25 protein-coding genes are annotated in these 23703 nt (G+C 61.8%); 15 read left to right on the top strand and 10 right to left on the bottom strand.

Annotated elements, in window-relative coordinates:
- The first annotated feature begins 31 nt into the window (after positions 1-31).
- Positions 32-2371, top strand: a complete 2340-nt coding sequence (locus CO655_RS20265) for a glucose/quinate/shikimate family membrane-bound PQQ-dependent dehydrogenase (protein WP_097666188.1) — start codon at positions 32-34, stop codon at positions 2369-2371.
- 199 nt (positions 2372-2570) lie between these two features.
- On the opposite strand, the gene bla is transcribed toward CO655_RS20265, so the two are convergent.
- The 3 genes from bla to dmeR form a co-directional block, all read right to left on the bottom strand.
- Entirely contained in the window at positions 2571-3461 is an 891-nt protein-coding gene (gene bla, locus CO655_RS20260; RefSeq protein WP_097666186.1) for a class A beta-lactamase, read from the bottom strand.
- 108 nt (positions 3462-3569) lie between these two features.
- Positions 3570-4568, bottom strand: a complete 999-nt coding sequence (dmeF, locus tag CO655_RS20255; protein ID WP_097666184.1) for a CDF family Co(II)/Ni(II) efflux transporter DmeF — start codon at positions 4566-4568, stop codon at positions 3570-3572.
- A 22-nt stretch (positions 4569-4590) separates the two neighbouring features.
- A complete protein-coding gene (gene dmeR, locus CO655_RS20250) occupies positions 4591-4863 on the bottom strand; it encodes a Ni(II)/Co(II)-sensing transcriptional repressor DmeR (RefSeq protein ID WP_097608495.1) in 273 nt (90 codons plus the stop codon).
- A gap of 281 nt (positions 4864-5144) precedes the next feature.
- Between dmeR and CO655_RS20245 the strand changes: the two genes are divergently transcribed.
- Both CO655_RS20245 and CO655_RS20240 read left to right on the top strand, forming a co-directional pair.
- A complete protein-coding gene (locus tag CO655_RS20245) occupies positions 5145-5639 on the top strand; it encodes a GNAT family N-acetyltransferase (RefSeq protein WP_097666182.1) in 495 nt (164 codons plus the stop codon).
- A 167-nt stretch (positions 5640-5806) separates the two neighbouring features.
- Positions 5807-6436 (top strand): glutathione S-transferase, encoded by a 630-nt coding sequence (locus CO655_RS20240; RefSeq protein WP_097666180.1) that lies wholly within the window; start codon positions 5807-5809, stop codon positions 6434-6436.
- 25 nt (positions 6437-6461) lie between these two features.
- Here CO655_RS20240 and CO655_RS20235 read toward each other — a convergent pair whose 3' ends face one another.
- The 3 genes from CO655_RS20235 to CO655_RS20225 all read right to left on the bottom strand — a co-directional run bounded on the left by CO655_RS20235 (position 6462) and on the right by CO655_RS20225 (position 8983).
- Entirely contained in the window at positions 6462-7376 is a 915-nt protein-coding gene (locus tag CO655_RS20235; RefSeq protein WP_097666178.1) for a cytochrome c, read from the bottom strand.
- 113 nt (positions 7377-7489) lie between these two features.
- Entirely contained in the window at positions 7490-7930 is a 441-nt protein-coding gene (locus CO655_RS20230; protein ID WP_010034533.1) for a cytochrome c, read from the bottom strand.
- A 171-nt stretch (positions 7931-8101) separates the two neighbouring features.
- Positions 8102-8983: a LysR family transcriptional regulator gene (locus CO655_RS20225; protein ID WP_097608498.1), complete on the bottom strand. Its 882-nt coding sequence runs from the start codon at positions 8981-8983 to the stop codon at positions 8102-8104.
- A gap of 96 nt (positions 8984-9079) precedes the next feature.
- Between CO655_RS20225 and CO655_RS20220 the strand changes: the two genes are divergently transcribed.
- The 3 genes from CO655_RS20220 (at position 9080) to CO655_RS20210 (ending at position 11414) form a co-directional block, all read left to right on the top strand.
- Positions 9080-9748 carry a DsbA family protein gene (locus CO655_RS20220; RefSeq protein WP_097666176.1) on the top strand — a complete coding sequence of 223 codons (669 nt, stop codon included), beginning with the start codon at positions 9080-9082 and terminating at the stop codon, positions 9746-9748.
- 28 nt (positions 9749-9776) lie between these two features.
- Positions 9777-10385, top strand: a complete 609-nt coding sequence (locus CO655_RS20215; RefSeq protein WP_097608500.1) for an NAD(P)-dependent oxidoreductase — start codon at positions 9777-9779, stop codon at positions 10383-10385.
- Between the two features lie 123 nt (positions 10386-10508).
- Positions 10509-11414, top strand: coding sequence for an MBL fold metallo-hydrolase (locus tag CO655_RS20210; RefSeq protein WP_097666174.1), 906 nt, complete (start codon positions 10509-10511; stop codon positions 11412-11414).
- A gap of 84 nt (positions 11415-11498) precedes the next feature.
- Here CO655_RS20210 and CO655_RS20205 read toward each other — a convergent pair whose 3' ends face one another.
- Positions 11499-12533 (bottom strand): LacI family DNA-binding transcriptional regulator, encoded by a 1035-nt coding sequence (locus CO655_RS20205; protein WP_097666172.1) that lies wholly within the window; start codon positions 12531-12533, stop codon positions 11499-11501.
- Positions 12534-12693: 160 nt separating this feature from the next.
- Between CO655_RS20205 and CO655_RS20200 the strand changes: the two genes are divergently transcribed.
- The 6 genes from CO655_RS20200 (at position 12694) to CO655_RS20175 (ending at position 18764) form a co-directional block, all read left to right on the top strand.
- Entirely contained in the window at positions 12694-14268 is a 1575-nt protein-coding gene (locus tag CO655_RS20200; RefSeq protein ID WP_097666170.1) for a sugar ABC transporter ATP-binding protein, read from the top strand.
- Positions 14268-15278, top strand: a complete 1011-nt coding sequence (locus CO655_RS20195) for an ABC transporter permease (RefSeq protein WP_097608504.1) — start codon at positions 14268-14270, stop codon at positions 15276-15278. Before CO655_RS20200 ends, CO655_RS20195 begins: the two co-directional genes overlap by 1 nt.
- A 100-nt stretch (positions 15279-15378) precedes the next feature.
- On the top strand, positions 15379-16302 hold the full coding sequence (locus CO655_RS20190) for a sugar ABC transporter substrate-binding protein (protein ID WP_097666168.1): 924 nt from the start codon (positions 15379-15381) through the stop codon (positions 16300-16302).
- Between the two features lie 110 nt (positions 16303-16412).
- On the top strand, positions 16413-17417 hold the full coding sequence (locus CO655_RS20185; protein ID WP_097666166.1) for a Gfo/Idh/MocA family oxidoreductase: 1005 nt from the start codon (positions 16413-16415) through the stop codon (positions 17415-17417).
- Positions 17414-18373 (top strand): sugar phosphate isomerase/epimerase, encoded by a 960-nt coding sequence (locus tag CO655_RS20180; RefSeq protein ID WP_097666164.1) that lies wholly within the window; start codon positions 17414-17416, stop codon positions 18371-18373. The genes CO655_RS20185 and CO655_RS20180 overlap by 4 nt, the downstream gene beginning before the upstream one ends.
- Before the next feature lie 103 nt (positions 18374-18476).
- Positions 18477-18764 (top strand): MurR/RpiR family transcriptional regulator, encoded by a 288-nt coding sequence (locus CO655_RS20175; protein ID WP_097608508.1) that lies wholly within the window; start codon positions 18477-18479, stop codon positions 18762-18764.
- A 92-nt stretch (positions 18765-18856) separates the two neighbouring features.
- Here the strand turns inward: CO655_RS20175 and CO655_RS20170 are convergent, their stop codons facing one another.
- Complete coding sequence (locus tag CO655_RS20170) at positions 18857-19492, bottom strand: LysE family translocator (RefSeq protein WP_097608509.1); 636 nt, start codon at positions 19490-19492, stop codon at positions 18857-18859.
- A 130-nt stretch (positions 19493-19622) separates the two neighbouring features.
- Here CO655_RS20170 and CO655_RS20165 point away from each other — a divergent pair, with 130 nt between their 5' ends.
- The gene (locus CO655_RS20165) at positions 19623-20315 is read left to right on the top strand and encodes a YafY family protein (RefSeq protein WP_097608510.1); all 693 of its coding nucleotides are present in this window, start codon (positions 19623-19625) and stop codon (positions 20313-20315) included.
- A gap of 404 nt (positions 20316-20719) precedes the next feature.
- Here CO655_RS20165 and CO655_RS20160 read toward each other — a convergent pair whose 3' ends face one another.
- Positions 20720-21565 (bottom strand): metallophosphoesterase, encoded by an 846-nt coding sequence (locus CO655_RS20160; RefSeq protein ID WP_097666162.1) that lies wholly within the window; start codon positions 21563-21565, stop codon positions 20720-20722.
- A gap of 129 nt (positions 21566-21694) precedes the next feature.
- Positions 21695-22297, bottom strand: coding sequence for a superoxide dismutase (locus CO655_RS20155; RefSeq protein WP_003569477.1), 603 nt, complete (start codon positions 22295-22297; stop codon positions 21695-21697).
- 213 nt (positions 22298-22510) lie between these two features.
- Here CO655_RS20155 and CO655_RS20150 point away from each other — a divergent pair, with 213 nt between their 5' ends.
- Both CO655_RS20150 and CO655_RS20145 read left to right on the top strand, forming a co-directional pair.
- Positions 22511-22837 (top strand): hypothetical protein, encoded by a 327-nt coding sequence (locus tag CO655_RS20150; RefSeq protein WP_097666160.1) that lies wholly within the window; start codon positions 22511-22513, stop codon positions 22835-22837.
- A 196-nt stretch (positions 22838-23033) separates the two neighbouring features.
- Positions 23034-23687, top strand: a complete 654-nt coding sequence (locus CO655_RS20145) for a class I SAM-dependent methyltransferase (RefSeq protein ID WP_097608513.1) — start codon at positions 23034-23036, stop codon at positions 23685-23687.
- Positions 23688-23703: the final 16 nt, after the last annotated feature.

Raw genomic sequence — 23703 nt, 5'->3', positions numbered from 1 at the left:
CACCCGGCGAACCTCAGCGGGAGACAGCCTTATGGCGATCGTCCTCACCTCCATCCTCTTCATCATCATCGGCCTTGCGCTCGGCGGCGGCGGGCTCTGGCTCGTCACGCTCGGCGGCAGCGTCTTCTATCTGTTCGCCGGGCTGATGTTCCTGATCACCGCCGGGCTGCTTCTGATGCGCAAGGCGGTGGCGCTCTGGGTCTATGCGGCGCTCGTCATCGCCGCACTCGCCTGGGCGGTCTGGGAGGTCGGCTTCGACTGGTGGCAGCTCGGGCCGCGCGGCGGCCTGATCATCCTGCTCGGGCTCTGGCTGCTGACGCCCTGGATCCGCCGGCCGCTCGGCTTTCGCAGCCCGACCGGCATCACCTATGGCGCCAATCCCTGGCCGCTTGCCGTGCCGGTCGTTCTCGCCATCCTCGTCGCCCTCTATTCGATGACCACTGATCCGCACGATCTTGCCGGCGATCTGCCGAAAGATCAGGTCGCCGCCAGCCCCGCTTTCGGCGGCAGCGTGCCGGATGGAGAATGGCATCAGTACGGCCGCACGCCCTTCGGCCAGCGTTATTCACCGCTCGACCAGATCACCGTCGACAACGTCTCCACCCTCAAGGAGGCGTGGCGATACCAGACCGGCGACGTCAAGCGGCCGGACGACATCAGCGAGACGACCTATCAGGTGACGCCGCTCAAGGTGAAGGACACGCTCTATCTGTGCACGCCGCATAACTGGGCGATCGCGCTCGACGCCAAGACCGGCAAGGAGAAATGGAAATATGACTCCAATTCCGGCATGAACCCCAACCGGCAGCATCAGACCTGCCGCGGCGTCACCTATTATGCCGACCCCGATGTCGCCGCCGGCCAGCCCTGCGCCGAGCGCGTCTACCTGCCGACCTCCGATGCCCGGCTGATCGCGCTCGACGCGGCGGACGGCAAGGTCTGCACCGGCTTTGCCGATCAGGGCGTGCTGCATCTCGAAACCGGCATGCGCTTCAACCCGGCCGGCTATTATTATTCCACCTCGCCGCCGGTCGCGGTGGCCGGCAAGATCATCATCGGCGGGGCGGTCAACGACAATTATTCGACCGAGGCGCAGTCCGGCGTCATCCGCGCCTTCGACATCAAGACCGGCGCGCTGGTGTGGAACTGGGATTCCGGCAATCCCGATGTGACGACGCCAATCGCCGCCGGCCAGACCTACACGACCAATTCGCCGAACAGCTGGTCGGTCTTCAGCGTCGACGAGGCGCTCGGCATGGTCTACATCCCGCTCGGCAATCAGGTGCCCGATCAGCTCGGCATCAACCGCAGCGACAATGTCGAGAAATTCTCCTCCTCGATCGTCGCGCTCGATATCGCCACCGGCCAGCTGCGCTGGGTGCGCCAGACCGTCCATCACGATCTCTGGGATATGGACGTGCCGGCCCAGCCGGCGCTGATCGACCTGACGAAAGAAGACGGCAGCGTCGTTCCCGCCCTGGTCGGCCCGACCAAGCAGGGCGACCTCTATGTGCTCGATAGGCGCAGCGGCGAGCCGATCATCCCCATCAAGGAGATCCCGGCGCCTGATGGAGCGATCTCCGGCGATCATACCTCGCCCACGCAGCCGATCTCCGACCTCACCTTCTCGCCCGAGCCGCTGAAGGAAAAGGACATGTGGGGCGTGTCGCTGTTCGACCAGCTCGTCTGCCGCATCGATTTCCACCGCTACCGCTACGAGGGCCGTTACACCCCGCCCTCGCTCGCAGGGACGATCGTCTATCCCGGCAATTTCGGCACGTTCAACTGGGGCAGCGTCGCGGTCGATCCCGAGCGGCAGATCATGTTCGGCATGCCGACCTATCTCGCCTTCACCTCACGCCTGGTGCCGGCCGCCGACATTCCGCCGCGCGGCCAGGACGAGAAGGGCAGCGAACAGGGGCTCAACCGCAATGACGGGGCGCCCTACGGCGTGTTCATGGGGCCCTTCCTCGGACCGCTGCAGATCCCCTGCCAGGCGCCGCCATGGGGCTATGTCGCCGGCGTCGACCTGCGCACCGGCAAGATCGCCTATATGCACAAGAACGGCACCGTGCACGACATGACGCCGCTGCCCCTGCCCTTCAAGGTCGGCGTGCCCGGCATCGGCGGGCCGATGCTGACCAAGGGCGGCGTCGCCTTCCTCGGGGCCGCAGTCGACAACTACCTGCGCGCCTATGACGTGACGAGCGGCCGGGAACTCTGGCGGGCACGGCTTCCGGCCGGCGGCCAGGCGACGCCGATGACCTATACGACTGGAGACAACAAACAATATGTCGTCATGGTCGCCGGCGGCCACGGCTCGGTCGGCACCAAGCCGGGCGATTATGTGATTGCCTATACGCTGCCGTGATGGGGAGGTTGCGCCCTCGTTGCGGAAGGAAAACCCCTCCCCAACCCCTCCCCACAAGGGGGAGGGGCTTAACTTGCCGCACCCGCTTTCCAGGTATCTGACGTTTCGGGAAGGGCGAGGCGGTGCTCCGGGTTAGTCCCTCCCCCTTGTGGGGAGGGGTTTTCACTTGCACACCGGGCAGCTGTCGCATCTTCACCACTCACACCATCTCCACAATCATCCGCCCAACCTCGGCAAAGACCGGATTGAGCTCCTTCGCCGGCACGGTCGCCTCGGCGATATAGACTGCAGCGACGATCGGGCCGCGGTCCGGGGGCCAGATGACGGCGATGTCGCCGAGGGAGCCGTTCGGGCCGGTGCCGGTCTTGTCGCCGACCTTCCAATCGGCCGGCAGGCCGGCCCTCAGCCGCTCCTTGCCGGTCGTGCTGGCGACCAGCCAGGCGATCAGCCTGTTGCAGGAGGCTTCCGTCAGCACCGAGCCGAGGGTCAGATTGCCGAGCGTGTCGAGCATCGCAGCCGGGGTCGTCGTGTCGCGCGGATCGCCCTTCCGGCCCTCGTTCAGCGTCGGTTCGGTGCGGTCGAGACGCGTCGTGCCGTCGCCGATCGAGCGCAGCCAATCGGTCAGCCCCGCAGGCCCGCCGAAGCTTTCGAGCAGCAGGTTGCCGGCGGTATTGTCGCTGACCGTCACCGCCGCATCGCAGAGTTCGGCGATCGTCATGCCGTCGGCGCCGGCGTGTTTTTCGCTGATCGGCGAATAGTCGACAAGCTTGTCCTTGCCGTAGGTCACCCGCCGATCGAGGCTCTCGTCGCCCTTGTCGACGCGGGCCAGCACGAAGCCGGCGGCCAGCGCCTTGAAAGTGCTGCACATCGGAAAGGCTTCGCTGCCGCGATAGCCGAAGGAGATGCTGGTCTGGGTGTCGAGCACCGAGACGCCGAGGCGCCCGCCGGTGCGTTTTTCCAGCTCGGCCAGGCGGCGCTCGACATTGTCGTCGCCCTCTTCGCTCTGCTCCTCGGCGCTGACGGGAAGCGTGAGCGCAGGCAGGCACAAAGCCGAGCCTATCAGCATGCGGCGGGTAAGACTGAGATCCATGAAAATCCTCCGGCGGTGAGGAGGACAGAGCTAAGGCGCGATTGCGGCGGCATCTCGTCATCGCGGCGACGAAGTCGTCCCGCGGCGCCGAAGTTGCCCGCACCGGAATCATGCGGCGCGCGTCACCTCGACTGTCACATGCGACAATTCCGAGAGCGCCGAAAGCCGGGCCTTGTAGAAGGCAGGATCGCGCGGCGCGGAGGTGAGGACGGCGACGATGGCGGCGTGATGGCCGGGGCCGACCTGCCAGACATGCAGATCCGTGATCCGGTCTTCCTCCGTCTCGATCGCCTCGCGAATGTCAACCGGCAGCGTCTCGCCGTGCGGGACGACGTCGAGAAGGACGCCGCCCGAGGATTTCATCAGGCTCCAGGACCAGTTGGCGATGACCAGGCCGCCGACGATGCCCATGATCGGATCGAGCCAGAGCCAGCCATAGAGGCTGCCGAGCGTCAGCGCCACGATGGCAAGCACGGAGGTCAGCGCGTCGGCGATGACATGCAGATAGGCGGCGCGGATATTGTTGTCGCCGTGCTTTGCGTGACTATCGTGAGCGTGGTGATCGTGGGTGTGATCGCCATGATCGTGATGGCCATGGTGGTGATGATAATGCGCGTGATGGCCGTGTGCATGGTGGCCGCCGCCGGCAAGCAGCCAGGCGCTGGCGAGGTTGACGGCAAGACCGACCACCGCCACGGCGATCGCCTGGGCAAAGCCGATCGGCACCGGATTTGCAAGGCGCAGCCAGCTTTCCCAGGCCATCAGCAGGGCGATCAGCGCAAGGATGATGGCGCTGGCAAAACCGGCGAGATCACCGAGCTTGCCGGTGCCGAAGGTGAAGCGCGGATTGCGTGCCTGCCGGCGGGCGAAGAGATAGGCGAGCGCCGAGATCAGAAGAGCGCTGGCATGGGTCGACATATGCCAGCCATCGGCCACCAGCGCCATGGAGCCATAGGCGGTGCCGGCCGTTATCTCCGCCACCATCATCACCGCCGTCAGCGCGATCACCAGCCAGACGCGCCGCTCGTTCACCGCATGATCGGCGCCGAGGAAAACATGATCATGTTCGAGGCTGTTCATTTGGGTTTTCCCAATCCCGGCAGTCATTCCAGGCTCCTTCTACAAGCGCTCAGCGGAGATACGTTCTCAGCACTTCCGATATTTCCTCGACCGCCTCGGCCCTTGCCGCGTCATCGGCGGCATTCAGCACATGCTCGCGCAGGTGATCGTCCAGCACCTCGCCGGTCAGTCCGGTCAGGGCGCCGCGGATCGAGGCGAGCAGCTGCAGGATTTCGCCGCAGGGGCGTTCGGCCTCGAGCGCCCGCTCGACTGCTTCCATCTGTCCCTTCAGACGGCTGATGCGGGCGACGAGCTTCTTTTTCTGCAGGGAGGTGTGGGACATGACGGACTCACGAATTAATATAGGGGGGTATACTATCAGCATATGCCGGCCGATATCAATGGCCGTGCCACGCGTGAGCGTCATGCTGCAGCGCCATTGACAAATGCCGCGTTTGCGGCGATGGATGCTCCATGATCAAAAACGCGCACCAGAGCCGCTCGTATTTTTGGCTGTACCTGTAAAGGGCGGCTGGACAGATCATATTGTCAACAAGCCGCCGTCAGGCGGCTTTGTTGTATCGGCAGCGTCCTGACGGCAGACTATCAAAGGACGCGAAGACCATGACCGAAATCGAAGACAGCGAAATTTCACTGATGCGCCCATCGGTGGTGACGATCCGCGCCGCCAAGCCGCGCGACCTGCCCGAGCTCAACGCGATGATCGCCCTGCTTGCCGCCCATCACGGCGACGCGTCTGTTACAACGCCGGAGCAGCTCGAGCGCGATCTGTTCGGCCCCCTGCCCTGGATCCATGCACTCGTTGCCGAGACCGGCGAAGGGCTGATCGGTTACGCCATCCTCGTGCCGCTCTACAGGGCGCAGGAGGGAAAACGCGGCATGGACCTGCACCATCTTTTCGTGCGCGACGGCCATCGCGGCCACGGCACCGGCCAGCTGCTGGTCGACCGGGCCCGCGAAACCGCACGCAATGCCGGCTGCGGCTACCTCTCCGTCAGCGCCGCGACCGGCAACGTGCTGGCGCACCGCTTCTACGAACAGCTTGATTTCACCCCGCGGCCGGTCACCGGCATGCGCTACATGCAGTCGATCGCTTAGGGTGGCCGGATCGAAGGTCTAGATTCCTGGCTCGGTGGGCGGGAGCGAGTTAAGCTTGCCAGCTAGAGCGGCGCGCATCTATTCAGACGCAGGGTGGGGTTCGGATCGAGTCGGACGTGCCCGCTTCAGTACTGCGGATACTTTATCGAATCGCGTTAGGAGCATTCATGGCTGATTTCAAACTTCATTGCTTCGCTCTCTCCGGGAACTCTTACAAGGTCGCACTGTTCTTGGCGCTTGCCGGCATCGAATGGGAAAGCATTTTCGTTGATTATCTGGGCGGCGAAACGCGTACTGAAGAATGGCGAAAGACGATCAACGAACAGGGCGAAGCGCCGGTGCTCGAGCATGGGCAAACGAAGATCAGCCAATCGGGGGTTATCCTGGACTACCTGTCAGAGGTGACAGGGCATTTTGGGGCGCAGACGGCCGAAGAACGACGCGACATCATGCGCTGGATCCTCTTCGACAATCATAAATTCACCAGCTATTACGCGACGCTGCGGTTCATCTATGGCCTCCAGAAGAGCGGCGAGACGCCGGTCGTCGAGTTCTTGAGGCTGAGGGCTAAAGCTGCCTATGCGATTGTTGACGAACACCTGGCCCACCGGGCCTTCATGGTCGGCGACCGGCTGACGATCGCAGATCTCTCCTTGGCGGGCTACGTCTTCATGCCGGAGGATACCGGAATCGATCACAGCGCTTTTCCGGCTATCGCAGCCTGGAAGGATCGTATCAGCAGCATGCCCGGCTGGCGCCACCCCTATGATCTCATGCCTGGTCCCACTTCCCTATAACAGGATCGAGGTCGCTGCGCAGGTTCTAGCGCCCCGGCACGGCCTTCAGATAGGCGGCGATAGCTTCGCGGTCGGCCGCCGGCAGGCGGGCGATATTCTGCTGCACATCGACCATCGAGCCGCCGACGCTATCGAAATCGGGGGTGAAGCCGGTTTCGAGGTAGCTGGCGATATCGGCCTCGCTCCAGCCGCCGATGCTCTTGGAGGCAGGCGTGATGTCGGGTATGCGCCCCTTGCCTTCCGGATTGGGCGCACCGGCAAGCCACTGATCGGCCTTAAAGCCGCCGAGCGCATCGCGTGGCGTATGGCATTCGCCGCAATGACCGGGGCCCTCGACGAGATATTGCCCGCGCTTCACCTTGTCGTCGTCCTTGGCGAGTGCGACGCGCGGCTGATCGTTGAAATAGAGGAATTTCCAGCCGCCGAGCGCCAGCCGGATATTGTAGGGGAACGGCAGCTCATGCGGGGGCGTGACGTTGGCGCTCTTCGGCAGCGTCTTCAGGAAGGCGAAGAGATCGTTGACGTCCTTGTCGCTCATCCTGGAATAGGAAGCATAGGGAAAGGACGGATAGAGATGCTGCCCGTTCGGCCCGACGCCGCGCTTCATCGCATTGCCGAACTGGGCGAGCGTCCAGCCGCCGATGCCGGCCTTTTCATCGGGTGAGATATTCGGCACGTGGAAGGTGCCGAAAGGGCTCTTCAGCGCCAGGCCGCCTGAGAGCGTCAGTTTCGCATCGCCTTCGGAACCGGGGGCCGAATGACAGCTGACGCAGCCGCCGGCCCAGAAGACCATCTCACCGTTGGCCGGATCCGGCGCGCCGAGACCGGCCCAATGGCTTTCCGGCAGCGGATCGGGCGCGGTGACAAGATAGAAGGCGGCACCGCCGAGGACGGCGACGCCGATCAGACAGAGCAGTAACCGGATGAACCTGCGGACCATGCCCCGCCTCCCCTTTCGCCGAGATTTCCTCGGGCGGATATCAAGACGACCCGCGTCGGCGGCAAGGCCGGCGCGGATCGCATATAAAGATCCGGATCAAAACGGCCTATCGCTCACTTGCCGAGGCGATAGGCCTTGTGACAGCCGCCGCAATTGGCGCCGAGGGTGTTCATCGTGGCGCCGACGGCGGCAGGATCGGCCGGAAGCTGAGCGAGCGCGGTTTCGGCATCGGTGGAGAGCTTGGCGGCACGCGCCTTGAAGTCATCCATGTTTTCCCAGATCTTCGGGCTCGCCGCTTCGTCGCCCGTCTCCGTGCCCGGCTTGAACTGGTCGGGAAAGACCTTGGACGTGGTGGCGATCGTCGTCAATGCCGCCTTCACCGTCTCGGCGTCATAGGGCTTCTCGCCCTTGGCGATGCCGGCCAGCGCGCCCGCCGAACCGCCGATCTTCTTCATCAAGGCAACGCGCGAGTCATGGGTGCCGTCGGCGGCGGTCACCGAACCGAAGGCTATTCCTGCCATCGCTGCGGCGGCAGCTAGTGCTTTCCAATTCATATGTTCCTCTCCAATTTTCTGAAGGCCAAGGCGGCCGATGGCCAATCTGCACCGGCAGCATGACAAAATCCATGGCGCAAGGCAGTCACGTTTTGCCGGATGATCATAAAAACAATGTGATAAACGGCGAACAAACCTATGGCGAGCCGGTGCTTCCCAGACCTGACTGCCCTATACATCCACCAGCCTTGTTGCCAGAAAGTCGATGAGGACTCGTGCGGCCATCGGCAGGTGCTTTCGCGAAACATAAAGAGCATGGATGCCCAGTGTGCTTGGCTTCCACTCCGGCAAGACGACAACCAGCTGACCTGTCTTAACCTCCTGATCGGCGGCAAAACACGGCAGCATTGCGATGCCGAGACCGGACAGAGCGGCACGGCGCAGGGCGACAGCGTCATTGGTCTGGAAGGTGCCTTCCACCGACATGACGATCTGAGATTCGAAATTCTTCAGCGACCATTCCGTCCCGCCAAGGTGGGTGTAAGTGAGGCACCTGTGGTCGTCGAGATCCGCTGGTGTTGAGGGAATTCCGTATTCCTGGAGATAGCGCGGCGAGGCGTAGAGCAGCGACGAGCACTGTCCCAGCCGTTTCGCGATCAAGGATGGGTCCAGGCGATTGGCGATCCTTATCGCCAGATCGATGCGGTCCTGCACGAGGTCGATCGTCCGATCGGAAATCTGTAAATCGACCTTGATGCGCGGATAGGCGTCGGCAAAATCTGAGAGAAGCGGAATGAGCTGCGCTTCTGCGAGGATACTGGGTGCCGTCACCCTGAGAAGACCGTGCGGAGTGTCTGCGGGGCTTGCGACCTCAGTCACTGCGTCGGCAACACGGACGATTTCCCGACACATGTCGAGAACGCGTTCGCCCGCCGATGTCAGGCTGAGCTGTCGCGTCGTGCGGTGGAGAAGCCGCGTTCCCGACCAGTCTTCCATGGCCGCGATGTAGCGCGACGCCATCGCGCGGGACATGCCCAATTCTTCGGCTGCTGCCGAAGCGCTGCCGCGCTCGACAGTCTTCAAGAGCACTTTCGCCGCAATGATCCGATCCATCTATTCGCTCGATTTATGCAACATTCTGTCGATCATAGTGACGTTTATCTTTGATATGCGCAACATTATATCTCTCTCGAACACAGGGAGATCGCAGTGACCACCGACATCGAACTTCAATATTTCTTCGACCCTTTCTGCGGCTGGTGTTACGCGAGCGCTCCGACGCTGGCGGGTCTTGCCGAGCAATTTTCAGATCGTCTCAGGATGCTTCCCTCCGGCCTTTTCGTCGGAGGAAGGCCGATCTCGTCGATCGCCGATCACGCATGGCGCAACGACCAGAGGATCCAGGCTCTCACCGGGCAGCGCTTCTCAAAGGAATACCATCAGAACGTCCTGCTGGCACCGAACGGCATCTTCGACTCAGGCCCCGCGACGCTTGCGCTCACCGCGCTTGGAGAGCACGCCGCGAAGCTTGAGCCGCGTTTCCTGCATGCCATCCAGATCGCCCGCTATGTCGACGGACGCGATACTTCCAACGTTCAGGAGGTGGCGACGGTCGCCGTTCAGGTGGCTGCCGAGCATGGCATCGAACTGACTGCCGAGATCTTCGCCGAGAGGCTCCGGAACGACTCCGATCTTCGTGAGCGCGCGCTGGAGCGGGTGGAGGATGCGCAGCGCCAGATGGACAGGCTCGGCATTCGCGGCGTTCCGCAGCTCGTCGCCCGCATCAACGGCGAGGCCCACGTGCTCAACAGCGAGGCGCTCTATCAAGGTCCGGCTCGGCTCGTTGCGGCGCTCGATGAGCTCTCTGCAGACGCATGAAACCCCAATCCCAACCAGGAGTACCATCATGAAAATCGCTCTTATCGGAGCCTCCGGCCAGGCCGGCTCCCGCATCCTGTCGGAGTTGTCGGCTCGCGGTCATAACGTCACCGCGATTGCCCGAGATCCCTCCAAGGTCACATCTCTGCCGAACGTCGCCGCCGCCTCTGGCGACATCGCCGCACCTGAAGCGTTGGCAAAGGTGTTGGAGGGGCATGAAGCCGTCATCAGCTCGGTGCATTTCTCCGCCAGCGATCCGGACAAGCTGATTGGCGCGGTCAAGGCCTCCGGCGTTCGTCGCTACTATGTGGTGGGCGGCGCGGGCAGCCTCGAAGTCGCTCCGGGCGTTCTCCTGGTGAACACGCCCGAATTCCCTGATATCTACAAATCTGAAGCGCAGGGCGGCGTCGACTACCTCACCAAGCTCAGGGCTGAAAACGACCTCGACTGGACCTTCCTGTCGCCTTCGGCCGCATTCGTCCCCGGCGAGCGGACCGGCAGCTTCCGCCTCGGCAAGGACGAACTGCTGACGAACGAAAACGGCAGCAGCATTTCCTTCGAGGACTTCGCCGTTGCACTCGTTGACGAGATCGAAGCCCCGGCCCACGTCAGGCAACGGTTCACCGTCGGCTACTAACCCGATCCCTCCAAATCTCAATCGCCCACTGCAGCGTGGCCGACATCGTCAGGGTGTCGACCGCCGCCGGACCCTCCTGCCTTGGGGGCAGGACGGTTCGCCCCACAACCACGTGAAGAGAACATGATGAACAGACGCACCACCCTCAAGACGATCGCCGCAGCCGCGGCTCTCATGATCCCGCTCGCTACATCCGGTGTCGCGCAGGAGAAGTCTCCCCTATCATGGACGGCCTTCAGGGCCACCGAAGCGGGCTTTCTGCGCGCTCCGGTCCTTGTCACCGGGAAGACGGAGGCCGTACTCATCGACTCGAGTTTCAGCTATTCGGACGGCAAGGTCGTCGCCGATGCGATCAAGGCCAGCGGCAAAAACCTGACCACGATCTATGTCACCACCAACGATCCCGACTACTATTTCGGCCTTGCACCCGTCCATCAGGCCTTCCCGGAGGCCCGCATCCTCGCCGCTCACGACACCGTTGCACTGATGCGGAAGAAGGCCGAAGGCAAGATCAAGGCTTGGTCGCCTGTTCTGGGCGACAACGGTCCCAAGTCGGTCTCCGATCTCATTTTCCCGGAAGCGAGCGACATTGACACGCTGTCAGTCGATGGCGAGAAGCTCGAAATTGTCACCGCGCCAGGGCTCAAGGATCGCGGCCGCTATATCTGGGTTCCATCGCTCCGCGCCGTATTCGGCGGCGTCCCTGTGTTCGGCGGCATGTATCCCTGGGTCGCCGATCTTCCGACAGTCGAGGAACGGAAGGCCTGGCGCGCAGCACTTGACGACATCCTTGCCCGCAGACCCGAGATCGTCGTACCAGGTCACGGCACCTCCACCTGGCCGATGGATGCGTCCGCCGTCAGCTACACGCGCGATTACCTGATCGCATTTGACGCCGAGGCAGCCAAGGCCGCAGACTCCAAGGCATTGATCGCAGCGATGCAGAAACTCTACCCCAACGCGGCCATGCCGATTTCGCTGGAATTAGGAGCGAAAGTCGCCAAGGGCGAAATGACCTGGGGTCAGTGACCACAGCGGAGAACTCGCGGTTAAAGCGCGTCGTATCGAATCTGGTTCGTTCGACGCGCTTTAACTCCTATTTTCGTCGGACCTTCAAATATTGGTGGCTGTGTAAAATTCAAACGGGACAATGTGCTGCGACACGGTTGGCGATCGGCCGGCATCGAGAGCTTCCACCATTGCCCGCACCAGGGTCTCTCCCAGCAGCTTTGCCGGATGAGACAGGACGACCCTGATCAGCCCCTCAGCAAGACCGGCTCTCGTTTCATTGGTGAGCTCGTGTGCTATGACCACCAGGCGTTTGGCTGCCGGCCCACCATCCTCCCGCAGGGCTCGCATCACACCGGTGATGCCGCCACCGGCAACGTAGAGTCCGACCCAATTCGGCTCGGTCTGCAGAAGGCGTCGCGTCGCTTCATAGGCGATTTCGGGCTCTTCAAGTGTGGCAACCGTCTCCAGCATCTGGAAGCCCGGCGCACTCTCCCGGAAATACGATCGAAACCCCATTTCGTTCAGCTCTTGGGCGAGATATCGGTGACTCCCGACGAAGACGGAAACCTTGCCGCCATTGCCATTCAGCCCGGCGATGAACCATGCGGCCGTGCGGCCCTTTTTGATGCAGTCGTTGCCGACATAGGCTGCGCGGGAGGCCGTGGAAATATCGGAAATCATGGTCACAACAGGAATGTTCTCTGCTGCAAGACCATCGACGGCGTGGTTCACCTGCGGGTGGTCGGAGGTGATCATTCCGATGACGTCAGCTTCGCGACTGAGAGCGTAGATCGCCTCGGCAGCCTTATCGGGCGCAAGATCGTCCATGAATCTGACGATGGCCCTTCCATGGGCATCGGGAAATGCTTCGGTCGCCGCGACCAGAATGTCGCTCCACATTTGATAAAGCTTGCGGTGAGACTGCTTGAGAAGAAAACCGAATTTGATCACCGGCTTGTCGTGCTCGAGTCGGCGAGCGATGGCCGTCACCCCGTGAAAGCCGATCTGCCGGGCGGCGTTCAGAACCCGCTCCGCCGTCTGCGGGCGCACCGGATCGCGACCGTTCAGCACGCGATCGACCGTTGAAATGCTCACATTCGCGGCCTTTGCCAAGTCGGGGATCGTTGGGCGAGACATATCGAACCTTTCAAATCTTGATGTTATTTATGAGAGTTTTTGGGAGAAAAATCCACCGGTTCGTTGACACTTTGCGGAATTTTCGCAATTTCATCTTCCAGCAAAAGCCAGTTTGGCGGGAGAGCTTGGGAGAGCTCTCTCATCTGGAGGAAATACTCTCATGTCTGCGACCTTGCAAAGGGTGGCGCCGCTTTCGGGCGGCGAAGGCCATCGCACGCCTATAGATGGCGGAGCCGGCTTCGTTCTTGAAATGCGCTCAATCACCAAGGCCTTCCCCGGTGTTCTCGCGCTCGATGGCATGAGCCTGAAGGTTCGTGCCGGCACCGTCCATGTCCTCGTCGGGGAGAATGGCGCGGGCAAGTCGACGCTCATGAAGATTCTAAGCGGCATCTACGCGATCGACGGCGGAGAGATTCTTTTCAGAGGCGAAAAGCTCGACCATCAGAGCGCCGCAGCCGCGCTGGACCGAGGGATCTCGATGATCCATCAGGAACTCAGCCCGGTGCTCGACATGACCATCGCCGAAAACATCTTTCTCGGCCGAGAACCCACTTATAGCAGGACGGGTGTTTTGTCCCGGTTCGTCGATTTCGATCGCATGAATTCGGACACCCAGACGCTGCTCGATCGTCTGGGCCTGAAATACAGCCCCCAAACCAAGATGCGAGACCTGTCCATCGCGACGATGCAACTCATCGAGATCGTCAAGGCGATTTCGCGCGAGGCCTCTCTGGTGATCATGGACGAACCGACGTCGGCGATCAGCGACACGGAAGTCGCGATGCTCTTCAGGCAGATCGCAGACCTGAAAGCGGCAGGCGTCGCGATCATCTACATCACCCACAAGATGGACGAGATCTTCCAGATCGCCGACGACATCACGGTGATGCGTGACGGCCAGTTCGTCGCTGCCGCCCCGGCGAGCGAATACGAGCCGGCAAAGCTGATTTCGCAGATGGTTGGCCGCACGATCTCCAGCATCTTTCCGAAAGAGGACGTGCCGATCGGCGATGTCGTCCTTTCCGTCGAGAACCTCTCTCGTGACGGCGTTTTCGAAAATGTCAGCTTCGAGGTGCGTGCCGGCGAGATCGTTGGCCTTTCCGGCCTGATCGGCGCCGGGCGAACGGAGGTCGCCCGGGTGATCTTCGGCCTGGACGCGGCGGACGCGGGCGTCATCCGCCTGAACGGCAAACCGCTAAAGCTGACGTCGCCGAAGGATGCAATTGCCGACGGCATCGCCATGGTCTCGGAAGATCGCAAGGCGGAAGGTCTGGTGCTTTGCCGGTCCGTCGGCGAGAACATTTCGCTCGCGAACCTCAAGAAGTTCGCTTCCGGCCTTTTCATCAGCGAGCGGCAGGAAGAGACAGCTTCCCAGCGCATGATCAAGATGCTCCAGATCAAGACGCCCGACACGGCAATGATCGTGGAGAATCTCAGCGGCGGCAATCAACAGAAAATCGTTCTCGCCAAGTGGCTGCTGGGTGATCTGAAGCTGCTCATTCTCGACGAACCCACACGAGGCATCGACGTCGGGTCGAAATCCGAAATTCACAGACTGATGACCGAGTTCGCTCGTCAGGGGCTCGCGATCGTCATGATCTCATCCGAACTGCCCGAGATCCTCGGCATGAGTGACCGCGTGGTGGTGATGGGCGAAGGCCGGGTCACCGGCGAACTAACAAGAGCCGAGGCCACGCAGGAAAACATCATGCGCCTCGCCACGGGAGGACACTGATGAGTATTGAACGCGCAGACGCGGCCGTGAAACGAGAGGGCCAGGTGATTTCAGGCTCTCGGACCATGAGCTTTTCCCAGATCTACCGCAAATACGGTACAATCCTGATCTTCGTCGGTATCTGCGTCCTTGCCTCGATCCTGAGCCCTACATTTCTGACAGAAGCCAACCTCACCAACGTCCTGCGTCAGGTCGTCGTGGTGAGCCTCCTTGCCTGCGGCGTTACTTTCATTATCATTCTGGGACACATCGACGTCTCACTGGGATCTGTCCTGGCGCTCTGCGGCGTCTTGGCGGCCAGCGTGATGGCCATGACCGGAAGCGTCATTCTGGCTGTCGCCGCGGGCGTTGCAGTCGGGATCGTCACCGGCATCATCAACGGCTTCGTCGTCACTTTCTTCCGCATCCCGTCATTCATCATGACATTGGCCATGACGACGGTGGCACGCGGCACCGTGCTGCTTTACACGGGCGGTTCGCCGGTGACAGGACTGGGCGACTTCAAAGTGATCGGCCAGGGCTCACTCGGCCCGGTACCGATTTCCGTGATCGTTCTCGCGGTCGTTGTCGTCTTATCCTGGATTCTTCTCAACAAGACCAAGTTCGGCCGATACGTCTATGCGGTCGGCGGTAATGAGCGTGCCGCTCGCGCTTCCGGCATCAATCCGGACAGCATCGTCGTGAAGGCCTTCATCTTCAACGGCATCCTGTGCGCCGTCGCAGGCATCGTCCTCATGTCTCGCATCAATTCCGGCCAGCCGGCCGGCGGCGTCGGCTACGAGTTCGATGCGATCACCGCGGTGGTCGTCGGCGGCACCAGCCTGATGGGCGGCACCGGAACCATCACCGGCACGATCATCGGCTCGATGATCATCGGCGTCATCAACAACATGCTCAATCTCATGAATGTCAGCTCGTACTGGCAGCAGATCATCAAGGGTCTGATCATCGCGATCGCCGTGATCCTCGATGTCTGGACCAAGTCTGCCCGCAGCAAAAAGAAGGCATGACAGACGTTCTTCAGCGGGCCAGCGCCTGCTGCGGAACCACCTCTTTGTCGGCGGGGATTTCCCGCATCCGGAATGATCTGAAACTCTATGGGAGGACCCTATGAAAAGCATTTCCAAACTCGCTCTCGCGTGCGCCATATCCCTTGCCGCGATTTCCACCGGCGCCGCATTTGCCGCAGACAAGTTCGTCGTCGGTTACGCCAACATGGCGGATACGGACGTCTTCGTCATGGCGCGCAAAAACGCCTTCATCGAAGCGGCGAAAACCGATCCTGCAGTCGAAGTGAACTTCTCCGACGCCAACAACGACGTCAGCAAGCAACTCGATCAGATCGACAACTTCATCGCGCAGAAAGTCAACGCGATCGTCGTCGTGCCGGTCGACTACCAAGGCATCGTACCGGGCGTCGAGAAGGCGAACCAGGCCGGCATTCCGGTCATTGCACTCGGCATCCAATCGGCAGGCGGCAAGTACACGTTCGTCGGCTCGAAGAACATCGACGCCGGCCGCCTTCAGGGCGAGTACATGAAGGAGCACCTGCCGAAGGACGCCAAGATCCTCTACCTCGAAGGCACGCCGGGGCTCTCGCACACGCAGGAGCGCAAGACGGGCTTTGAGGATGCGCTCGGCCGTTCCGACGTGGCCACTCTCGCCAGCCTCTCGGCCAATTACGACCGCGCGGAAGGCATGAAGGTCACGGAGGACTGGATCCAGAGCTTTCCGAAGTTCGATGCGATCGTCGCAGCCAACGACCAGATGGCGCTCGGCGCGCTGGAAGCACTTCAGGGCGCTGACCGTCTCAAGGGCGTGATGATTTCGGGCGTCGATGGCACGGCCGATGCTCTGAACGCGATCAAAGCAGGCACCATGTCGCAGACCATCTTCCAGGACGCCGCAGGCCAGGCGAAGGCCGCCTTCGAGGTCGTGGAAGGCCTGAAGAAGGGGGAGGATGCTCCGGCCGAAAAGCTGGTGCCGTTCGCTTCGATCACCAAGGACAACGTTGATCAATACGCAAAGAAGTAAGCCCTCCCAAGGGTGCGTGCCGGGATGGGGTTCCCGGCACGCATTTCGCACGAGGAAGGCGCAATGCTTGCCGCAAATCGCTGATTCTCTAACGACAGGAAAATATCGAAATGACAACAAGGATCGCCGTCATCGGGGCAGGACTGATGGGAGCCGATCATGCGAAAATCATCGCGGAAGATCTGCCAGGGGCGAGCCTCCAGGTCGTTTGCGACATGGATGCGGACCGCGCCCGCAAGGTGGCGGACGCCTACAGCGCTCACGATGTCGACTCCGACCCCGACCGGGTCGCCGCTCGTCCTGATGTGGACGCAGTGGTCATCGCAAGCCCCGATTTCACGCATGCACCCCTGACGCTGTCCTGCATAAGAGCCGGCAAACGGGCTCTTTGTGAGAAGCCGCTGTCGCAGTCCTCGAACGAATGCCTGGAGATCATGCAGGCGGAAGAAGCCGCGGGATCGAAGTTTATAATGCTCGGCTTCATGCGCCGCTTCGATCAATCCTATGTCGAAATGAAGCGGGCTCTGGCGCATGGCGCCATTGGCCGCCCCCTGATGATGCACAACTTTCATCGCAATGTCGCGACGCCCGCGTCGGACTTCACCGGAGCGATGGCGATCACGAATTCCGCCCCGCACGAATTCGATGTCGTCCGACACGTCCTCGACACTGAATACGTCTCGATCTCCGCCTTCCAGCCGAAGCGGTCCGACGCGCTGGTCGCACCGGTTTATATGGTGCTCGAAACGGCGGATGATCAACTCGTCAATATCGAGATCAACAATAACGCAGCCTACGGATACGACGTCCGCGCGGAACTGGTGGGCGAGAAGGCGACCATCGCCATGAACGCTGTCAACTACACCCGCGTCGACCGGGAACTCGGACAGAGCACAAGCTACGAGGCGGATTGGCGCGGCCGCTACGCCGAAGCCTATCGCCGCCAGAACCGCGCTTTCGTTCGGTTCGTCGAGACCGGAGTGTTCCCGCACATCGCGTCGAGCAGTTGGGATGGATATTGCGCCGCAAAGGTCGCCGAAGCCGGCGTCAGAGCCTTGAGCGACGGCCGCAAGATCCCCGTCGAAATGATTGCCAAACCGGAGTTTTACGCATGAAGCTTGGATTCGTATCAGACAGCCTCGGCGGCCTGCCCTTCGAGGCGATGCTGGATCACGCTCAAAGATTGGGCGTCTCCGGCGTCGAGGTCAATACCTGCGGCTGGTCGACGGCGCAGCATTTCGATCTGTCGACGATCCTCCGGGACAAGAACGCGCAGAAATCATTCCTCGGAGCTTTCGCCGATCGCGAACTGGAAGTGATAAGCCTGAACGCCAACGGAAATCCCCTGCACCCGACCGATCTTGCCCAGGGACAGGGCCTTGAGGATACGATCCGCGCAGCGGGTGCGCTAGGGATCAAGACGGTCTGCGCGATGTCGGGACTTCCAGCCGGGAATGCCACCGATACGATGCCGAACTGGGTGGTTTCCTCGTGGCCGCCGGAGACGCAGGCGATCCTTCGCTACCAGTGGGAGGAGAAGCTCCTCCCGTACTGGACCAAGATCGTGGCGCTGGCCAGGGATCACGGTGTGGAACGCATCGCGCTGGAACTGCATGGCAATCAGTGCGTCTATAACGTCCCCTCGTTGTTGAAGCTGCGCGAAGCCGTTGGCCCGGTCGTCGGTGCCAACCTGGACCCGTCGCACCTCTTCTGGATGGGTGCCGATCCTCTTGTCGCCGCAGAAGCGCTCGGCGAGGCCGTCTACCATGTGCATGCCAAGGACACCTTCCTCAACGAACCGAAGCAAGCCGTCACAAGCCTTCTGGAGAATGGCAGCCTGATGGACATCCCGGCGCGCAGTTGGTCCTACATCACGCTCGGCTTCGGCCATGGCGAAGAATGGTGGCGACAGTTCTGCTACAGGCTGAAGATGGCCGGTTACGATGGCTGGCTCTCGATAGAGCATGAGGATGTGCTTCTGAACAGCCTCGAAGGGCTGGAGAAGTCCGTCGCTCTGCTGCAGGGCGTGATGCCGGTCGCAGCCAGCGATTTCAAGCCGCAGGCGATTTAGTCGGAGCGAAACGCGTCCACTTCGCGCATCTCATGGGAGGCGCCGCCTCTGTGCAGGCTTCGACCGAGATTGCGTGAAGGCGGCTCTTTTGAAAGTGCGTGCAATGCTAAAGGATCGGAACTCTCCTCCTCCCTCAACGCTGCAAGAACTGAAGCACCTGATCGCCAGCCGGCAGCTGGTATTTCCCGTCAGGCTCGAGCGGGTCGCAAGGGAGATCCTGGAAAAACCTGACATCACGGCCTTTGAAGGTGCTGCCGCGGTTGCGCGCAGGTGCCGCGTTTCTCCAGCAACGGTCCATCGGCTTGTCCGGCACATTGGGTTCCAGACATTCGGTGAGTTTCGCGCGATGATAAGACACCATCTCTGCAGCACCGCCGCAAGTCATCGCTGAAGATGCAGCGACTTCCGCTGCCGCATCGGCCTCAATCGGCAGATGCGGCAGCGGTGCTCGACGATCAGACTGAAGTGGCAGGACTTCGAGGCTCAGGCGCTTTTCCAACCCTGCCAGAGGCTGAGCGCTGATACCGCGACCAGGAGCAGTCCGGCGCAGCGGCCGACAAAGGCCGTCGCATCGGGATTTGCGACGAGAAGATCGCGGCTGCGGCCGGCGGTCATCGCCAGCGTGCCGTAAATGGCGAACTGGGTGGCAACAGTCATGGCGCCCATGATCAGGCCCTGCATCCAGACCGGACCATATTCGGGTTTCAGGAACTGCGGGTAGACGGCGAACATGAAGATGTAGGCCTTGGGATTGACCAGACAGGTGACGGCGCCCTGGCGGAAGGCGCGCCAGCCGGAGCGCGCCGTCGCCGGCCCGACCGCCTCGACGGTGATCGAGCTGCGCATCAGCGAAATGCCGATCCAGATCATATAGGCAACGCCGGCAAAGAGCAGAACATTGAACAACTGCGGCAGCATGGTAACGAGCAGACCGACGCCGGCCGCACCATAGGCCGAATGCACGGCGCCGCCGGCCATGATGCCGCCGGTCGCCGCCATTCCCCGCCTGATGCCGCCGGTCAGCGCATTGGCGAGCACGAAGAGCATGTCCATGCCCGGCACGATGATGATGCCGAAGAGAAGGGTGAAGAAGAGCCAGAGGTTTTCATGGTAATTCATGTCAGTTACCGCCTTGTCGCTGCATGGGTCGTTTTGAAAGACCCTAATTGATTTCAATCCGATAGGCGGCTCTATACGCAAACCCAACTGACAGTGTATTGTCAGGAGCGTAAGGGATTGGAGAGGCAAAATGCGCAAGGCCTCGCGGCTTTTCGAGATCATTCAGATCCTGCGGCTCGCCAGAAAACCGATGACGGCGGCTGTCATGGCCGAGACGCTCGAAGTGACGGTGCGCTCGATCTATCGCGATATCGCCGCCCTCCAGGCGATGCGGGTGCCGATCGAGGGCGGGCGCGGCATCGGCTATATCATGCGGCCGGGCTTCGACCTGCCGCCGCTGATGTTTTCGATCGAGGAGATGGAGGCGATCGTGCTGTCGCTGGCGCTGCTCGAACGCACGGCCGACGAGGAGCTGAAACAGGCGGCGCGCCGGGTCAACCAGAAGATCGCCGGGGCCGTGCCGGCGCCGCTGCGCCAGGCGATGGACACCAAGGCGCTATATGCCTGGGGCTCGACCGCGCAGCCGGCCGGCTTCGACCTTGCGATCGTGCGCCGGGCGATCCGCGACGAACGCAAGCTGATGCTCGCCTACCGCGACGAACTCGGCCGCGGAAGCGAGCGGACGATCCAGCCAATCGCGCTGATCTATTATTCGCAGACCGCCAATATCGTCGCCTGGTGCGAGTTGCGCCAGGCGATCCGCAATTTCCGCAGCGACCGGGTGGAGCGCTGCGCGGCGAGTGACGATTTCTTCAAAGGCGACGGCGACAGGCTGCGGGAGCTTTGGACGAGTGGATGGGCGGAGAAGGCTGTGGCGGGGTGATACGTGGTTTGCAGCACAGCTATCCGGAGAACATCGCAACGTCTCGACTCCCTCTTCTCCCCAGCGGGGAGAAGATGCCCGTAGGGCGGATGAGGGGGCCGGCGAAGCCGGTCTTTCCAACAACGCCCATGCGGATTTCGACCGCGCTGACATCGTCTCAAGGGCGCGGGGAACGGCGTTACCGTCGGCGTGGCGGAATAGATTTTACGTGAAGGATGTGCCGTGTGGCCCCCTCATCCGCCTGCCGGCACCTTCGCCCCGAGGGGAGAAGAGGACATGCCGCGACCTCTCCGTTCCTCGCGCCCTCTTGCGAGACGCGCGCCCCTTTCCCGCAAGTGGGGATCCGTAGAACAAGCCCGAGCATAACGAGGTGGCGGCTGACTTCGTCGGCAACCTGTCGCAGCCTAAAAAACCAGCGTCCGGCTCTCTTCCCGACCGAATCCGCGGATTTCGATGCGGTCTGTATAGACCTCGACAATCGCGAAGGCGTTTTCGCTCTCGGTGTCGACCACGCCCTTGAAATTGACGAAGTGGCAGGCGCCGGCCTTGCCGTAATTGCCGACGTGGTCGTGGCCGTTGAGGTAGGCGACGACGTTGCCCTGCGCGGCGAGCAGCGCGACGATGCGCTCGCTGTCCCACATGCCGTGCGCACTCGGCGGATGCACGGGATAGTGATTCATGACGATCACCTTTTCGCCGGCCTCGCCCGCTTTGGCGATTTCATCGGCCAGCCAGGCGAACTGCGCGTCGCTCAGCGCGGCATTCCAGCGATGCGCATTGCTGGCGCCGTTCTCCTCAAGCTCGGCCAGCATTTGCGCGGCGAGCGCGCGATGCGGATGGCCTTCCGGCGGCGCGAAGGTGCTGACCTCGTTGCCGTCGAGCACGATGAAGCGCCAGCCATGACGGGAGAAGCTGTAATAGGGCGACGGCATGCCGAGACGGGTGGCGACTGCCGAGAGATGCCCCGCGGAGACCGAGAAATCGTGGTTGCCGAGCAGGAAGAGCGCCTCGTGCCTGAGCTTTTCATAGACCGGCAGGATATCGTCGAAGCTTGAAAAGCTGCGGTCGATGACATCGCCGAGCGTCATCACGAAGCTCAAATCTTCGCCGTTGAAGACCTCGATCGCCTCGGCGACCTTGGCGAGGCTGTTGGCGTAGTAGCGGTCCATGGCCGCATGCGGGGGGATGGCCGCATATTGCGGATCGGCGATTATGCCGAAGCGGAACAGGGGAAGAGCGGACGAGGACATCGGGCGTGATTAGAATCGGCCAGTGACAGGGATGTGACGGCTCGCGTCGTGAAAACAAACACCCGACGTTCGGAGAACGCCGGGTGCGAAATCTAGAGATCGCCGCGGATGGCGGCGAGCCCGGGCCGCTTACTTCGTGGCTTCTTCGTAGCGTTCCAGGACGTAGTCCCAGTTGATCAGGCTATCGACGAAGGCTTCGAGGTATTTCGGGCGGGCGTTGCGATAGTCGATGTAATAGGAGTGTTCCCAGACGTCGACGCCGAGGATCGGGGTGGCGCCGTGGACGAGCGGGTTTTCGCCGTTCGGGGTCTTGGAGATTTCGAGCTTGCCGTTCTTGACGGAAACCCAGGCCCAGCCGGAGCCGAACTGGGTGGCGCCGGCATTGGCGAAATCGGCCTTGAACTTGTCGTAGCCGCCGAGATCGGAGGCGAAAGCCGCTTCGAGCTTGCCCGGCAGCTTGTTGCCGCCGCCGCCCTTCTTCATCCACTTCCAGAAATGGATGTGGTTGTAGTGCTGCGCGGCGTTGTTGAAGAGGCCGGCATTGGTGCCGAAGGACTTCTTCACGACGTCTTCGAGCGACAGATCCGAAAGGCCGGCTTCGGCGGCGAGCTTGTTGCCGTTGTCGACATAGGCCTTATGGTGCTTGTCGTGGTGAAATTCCAGCGTTTCCTTCGACATGAAGGGGGCAAGGGCTTCGTAATCATAGGGAAGTTCAGGCAATTCGAAAGCCATGTCAGATCTCCTCTTGGCAATAGATTGCGTCATCGGCAGGTGAGGCGGAACATAGGAGGGGAACGGGGGAGAGGCAACCGGCGAAATATCAAAAAACGACCGGCCGGAGGAAAATTTGCCTCAGTTTCAGAGCTGGAATCGCACGCGCAAATCGCCTGACATACCCGCCCGGAAAACCGCTTCGAGCGCAATGCACAACAAGGGAGATCCGATATGAACAGGAATATAATCCAGCTTTCGGCCGCAGCCGCGCTTGCTTGTCTCGCAGGCGCGGCCCATGCCTCCTCCGACGAGGCCTGGCAGCAGTTCGCGGCCGATGTGGAGGCCAAATGCAGGAAGGCGGCGGTCGCGCTGGAGAAGCCTGCCGTCAGTGTCGATCCTTTCGGCACCGCCCATTACGGGCTCGCTTTGGTGACGGGAAAGCCGAAAGGCGCCAAGGGGCTCGTCGCCCAGATCTGCGTCTATGACAAGCAGGAGAAGTCGGTCGAGATCGGCAGCGCGATGGATGCCAAGAAGCTTGGGCTGGCGCCGCCCAAATAGCCGGCCGCCGTCACGGTTTGCGACTCCAGTTGCATTCCGAGCGGAACCCAAGCCCACCCTTAGGAGTTGACGTTCCGGGTTTTTAGAGCGCCGCGCGTCTGTGAGAGGCGCCGAGGCGCTCTATGTTTGTGATAAATGCATGATCCTTTTCAAAAATTGATTCCGATCTTGGGGTTGTGCGCAGGGAGGCTTAGGCATGTCGGAACTTCGCAACCGGGCGGAAGATCAGCAGAAAATCTATCAGCGCTGGGCACCGGTCTATGACCGCGTCTACCGCGGCATCCTGCGCGACGGCCATCGCAAGCTTGCCGCCCTTGCCGCTGCGGCCGGCACCGATATTCTGGAAATCGGCGTCGGCACCGGCCTGACGCTCGGGCACTATCCCAGCCGCTGCCGGGTGACCGGCATCGACATTTCCGAACATATGATCGCCCGGGCGCGCGAAAAGGTACGGCGCGAAAAGCTGCAGCATGTCCAGGCGCTCGAGGTGATGGATGCGCATGCGCTTGCCTTTGCCGACCAGTCTTTCGACGTGGTCTGCCTGCCCTTCGTCATCACGCTCATTCCCGAGCCCGAGCGGGCGCTGGACGAATGCGCCCGGGTGCTCAGGCCGGGCGGCGAGATCATCCTGGCGAGCAAGCTCGGCGACGGCGCCGGCCTGCAGGGCGCAATCGAAGCGGCGGTGGCGCCGCTGGTGCGTCACATCGGCTGGTCCTCCGCCTTCCGCATCCATCGCATCGTCGCCTGGGCCGAGCGTCGCGGTGATTTTTCCGCGGCCGATATTCTGCCGGTCTTTCCGAATGGTTTTTTCAAGATCGTCCGGCTGAAGCAGCGCGGACTTTCCGCCTGAACAAAAAAAATTCCCG

Origin of the sequence: Rhizobium sp. M1 (genome assembly GCF_002531805.1) — a bacterium.
Taxonomy (GTDB): domain Bacteria; phylum Pseudomonadota; class Alphaproteobacteria; order Rhizobiales; family Rhizobiaceae; genus Rhizobium; species Rhizobium etli_C.
Note: the sequence above shows the minus strand (reverse complement) of the source record. Positions and strands in the feature narration are given on the sequence as shown.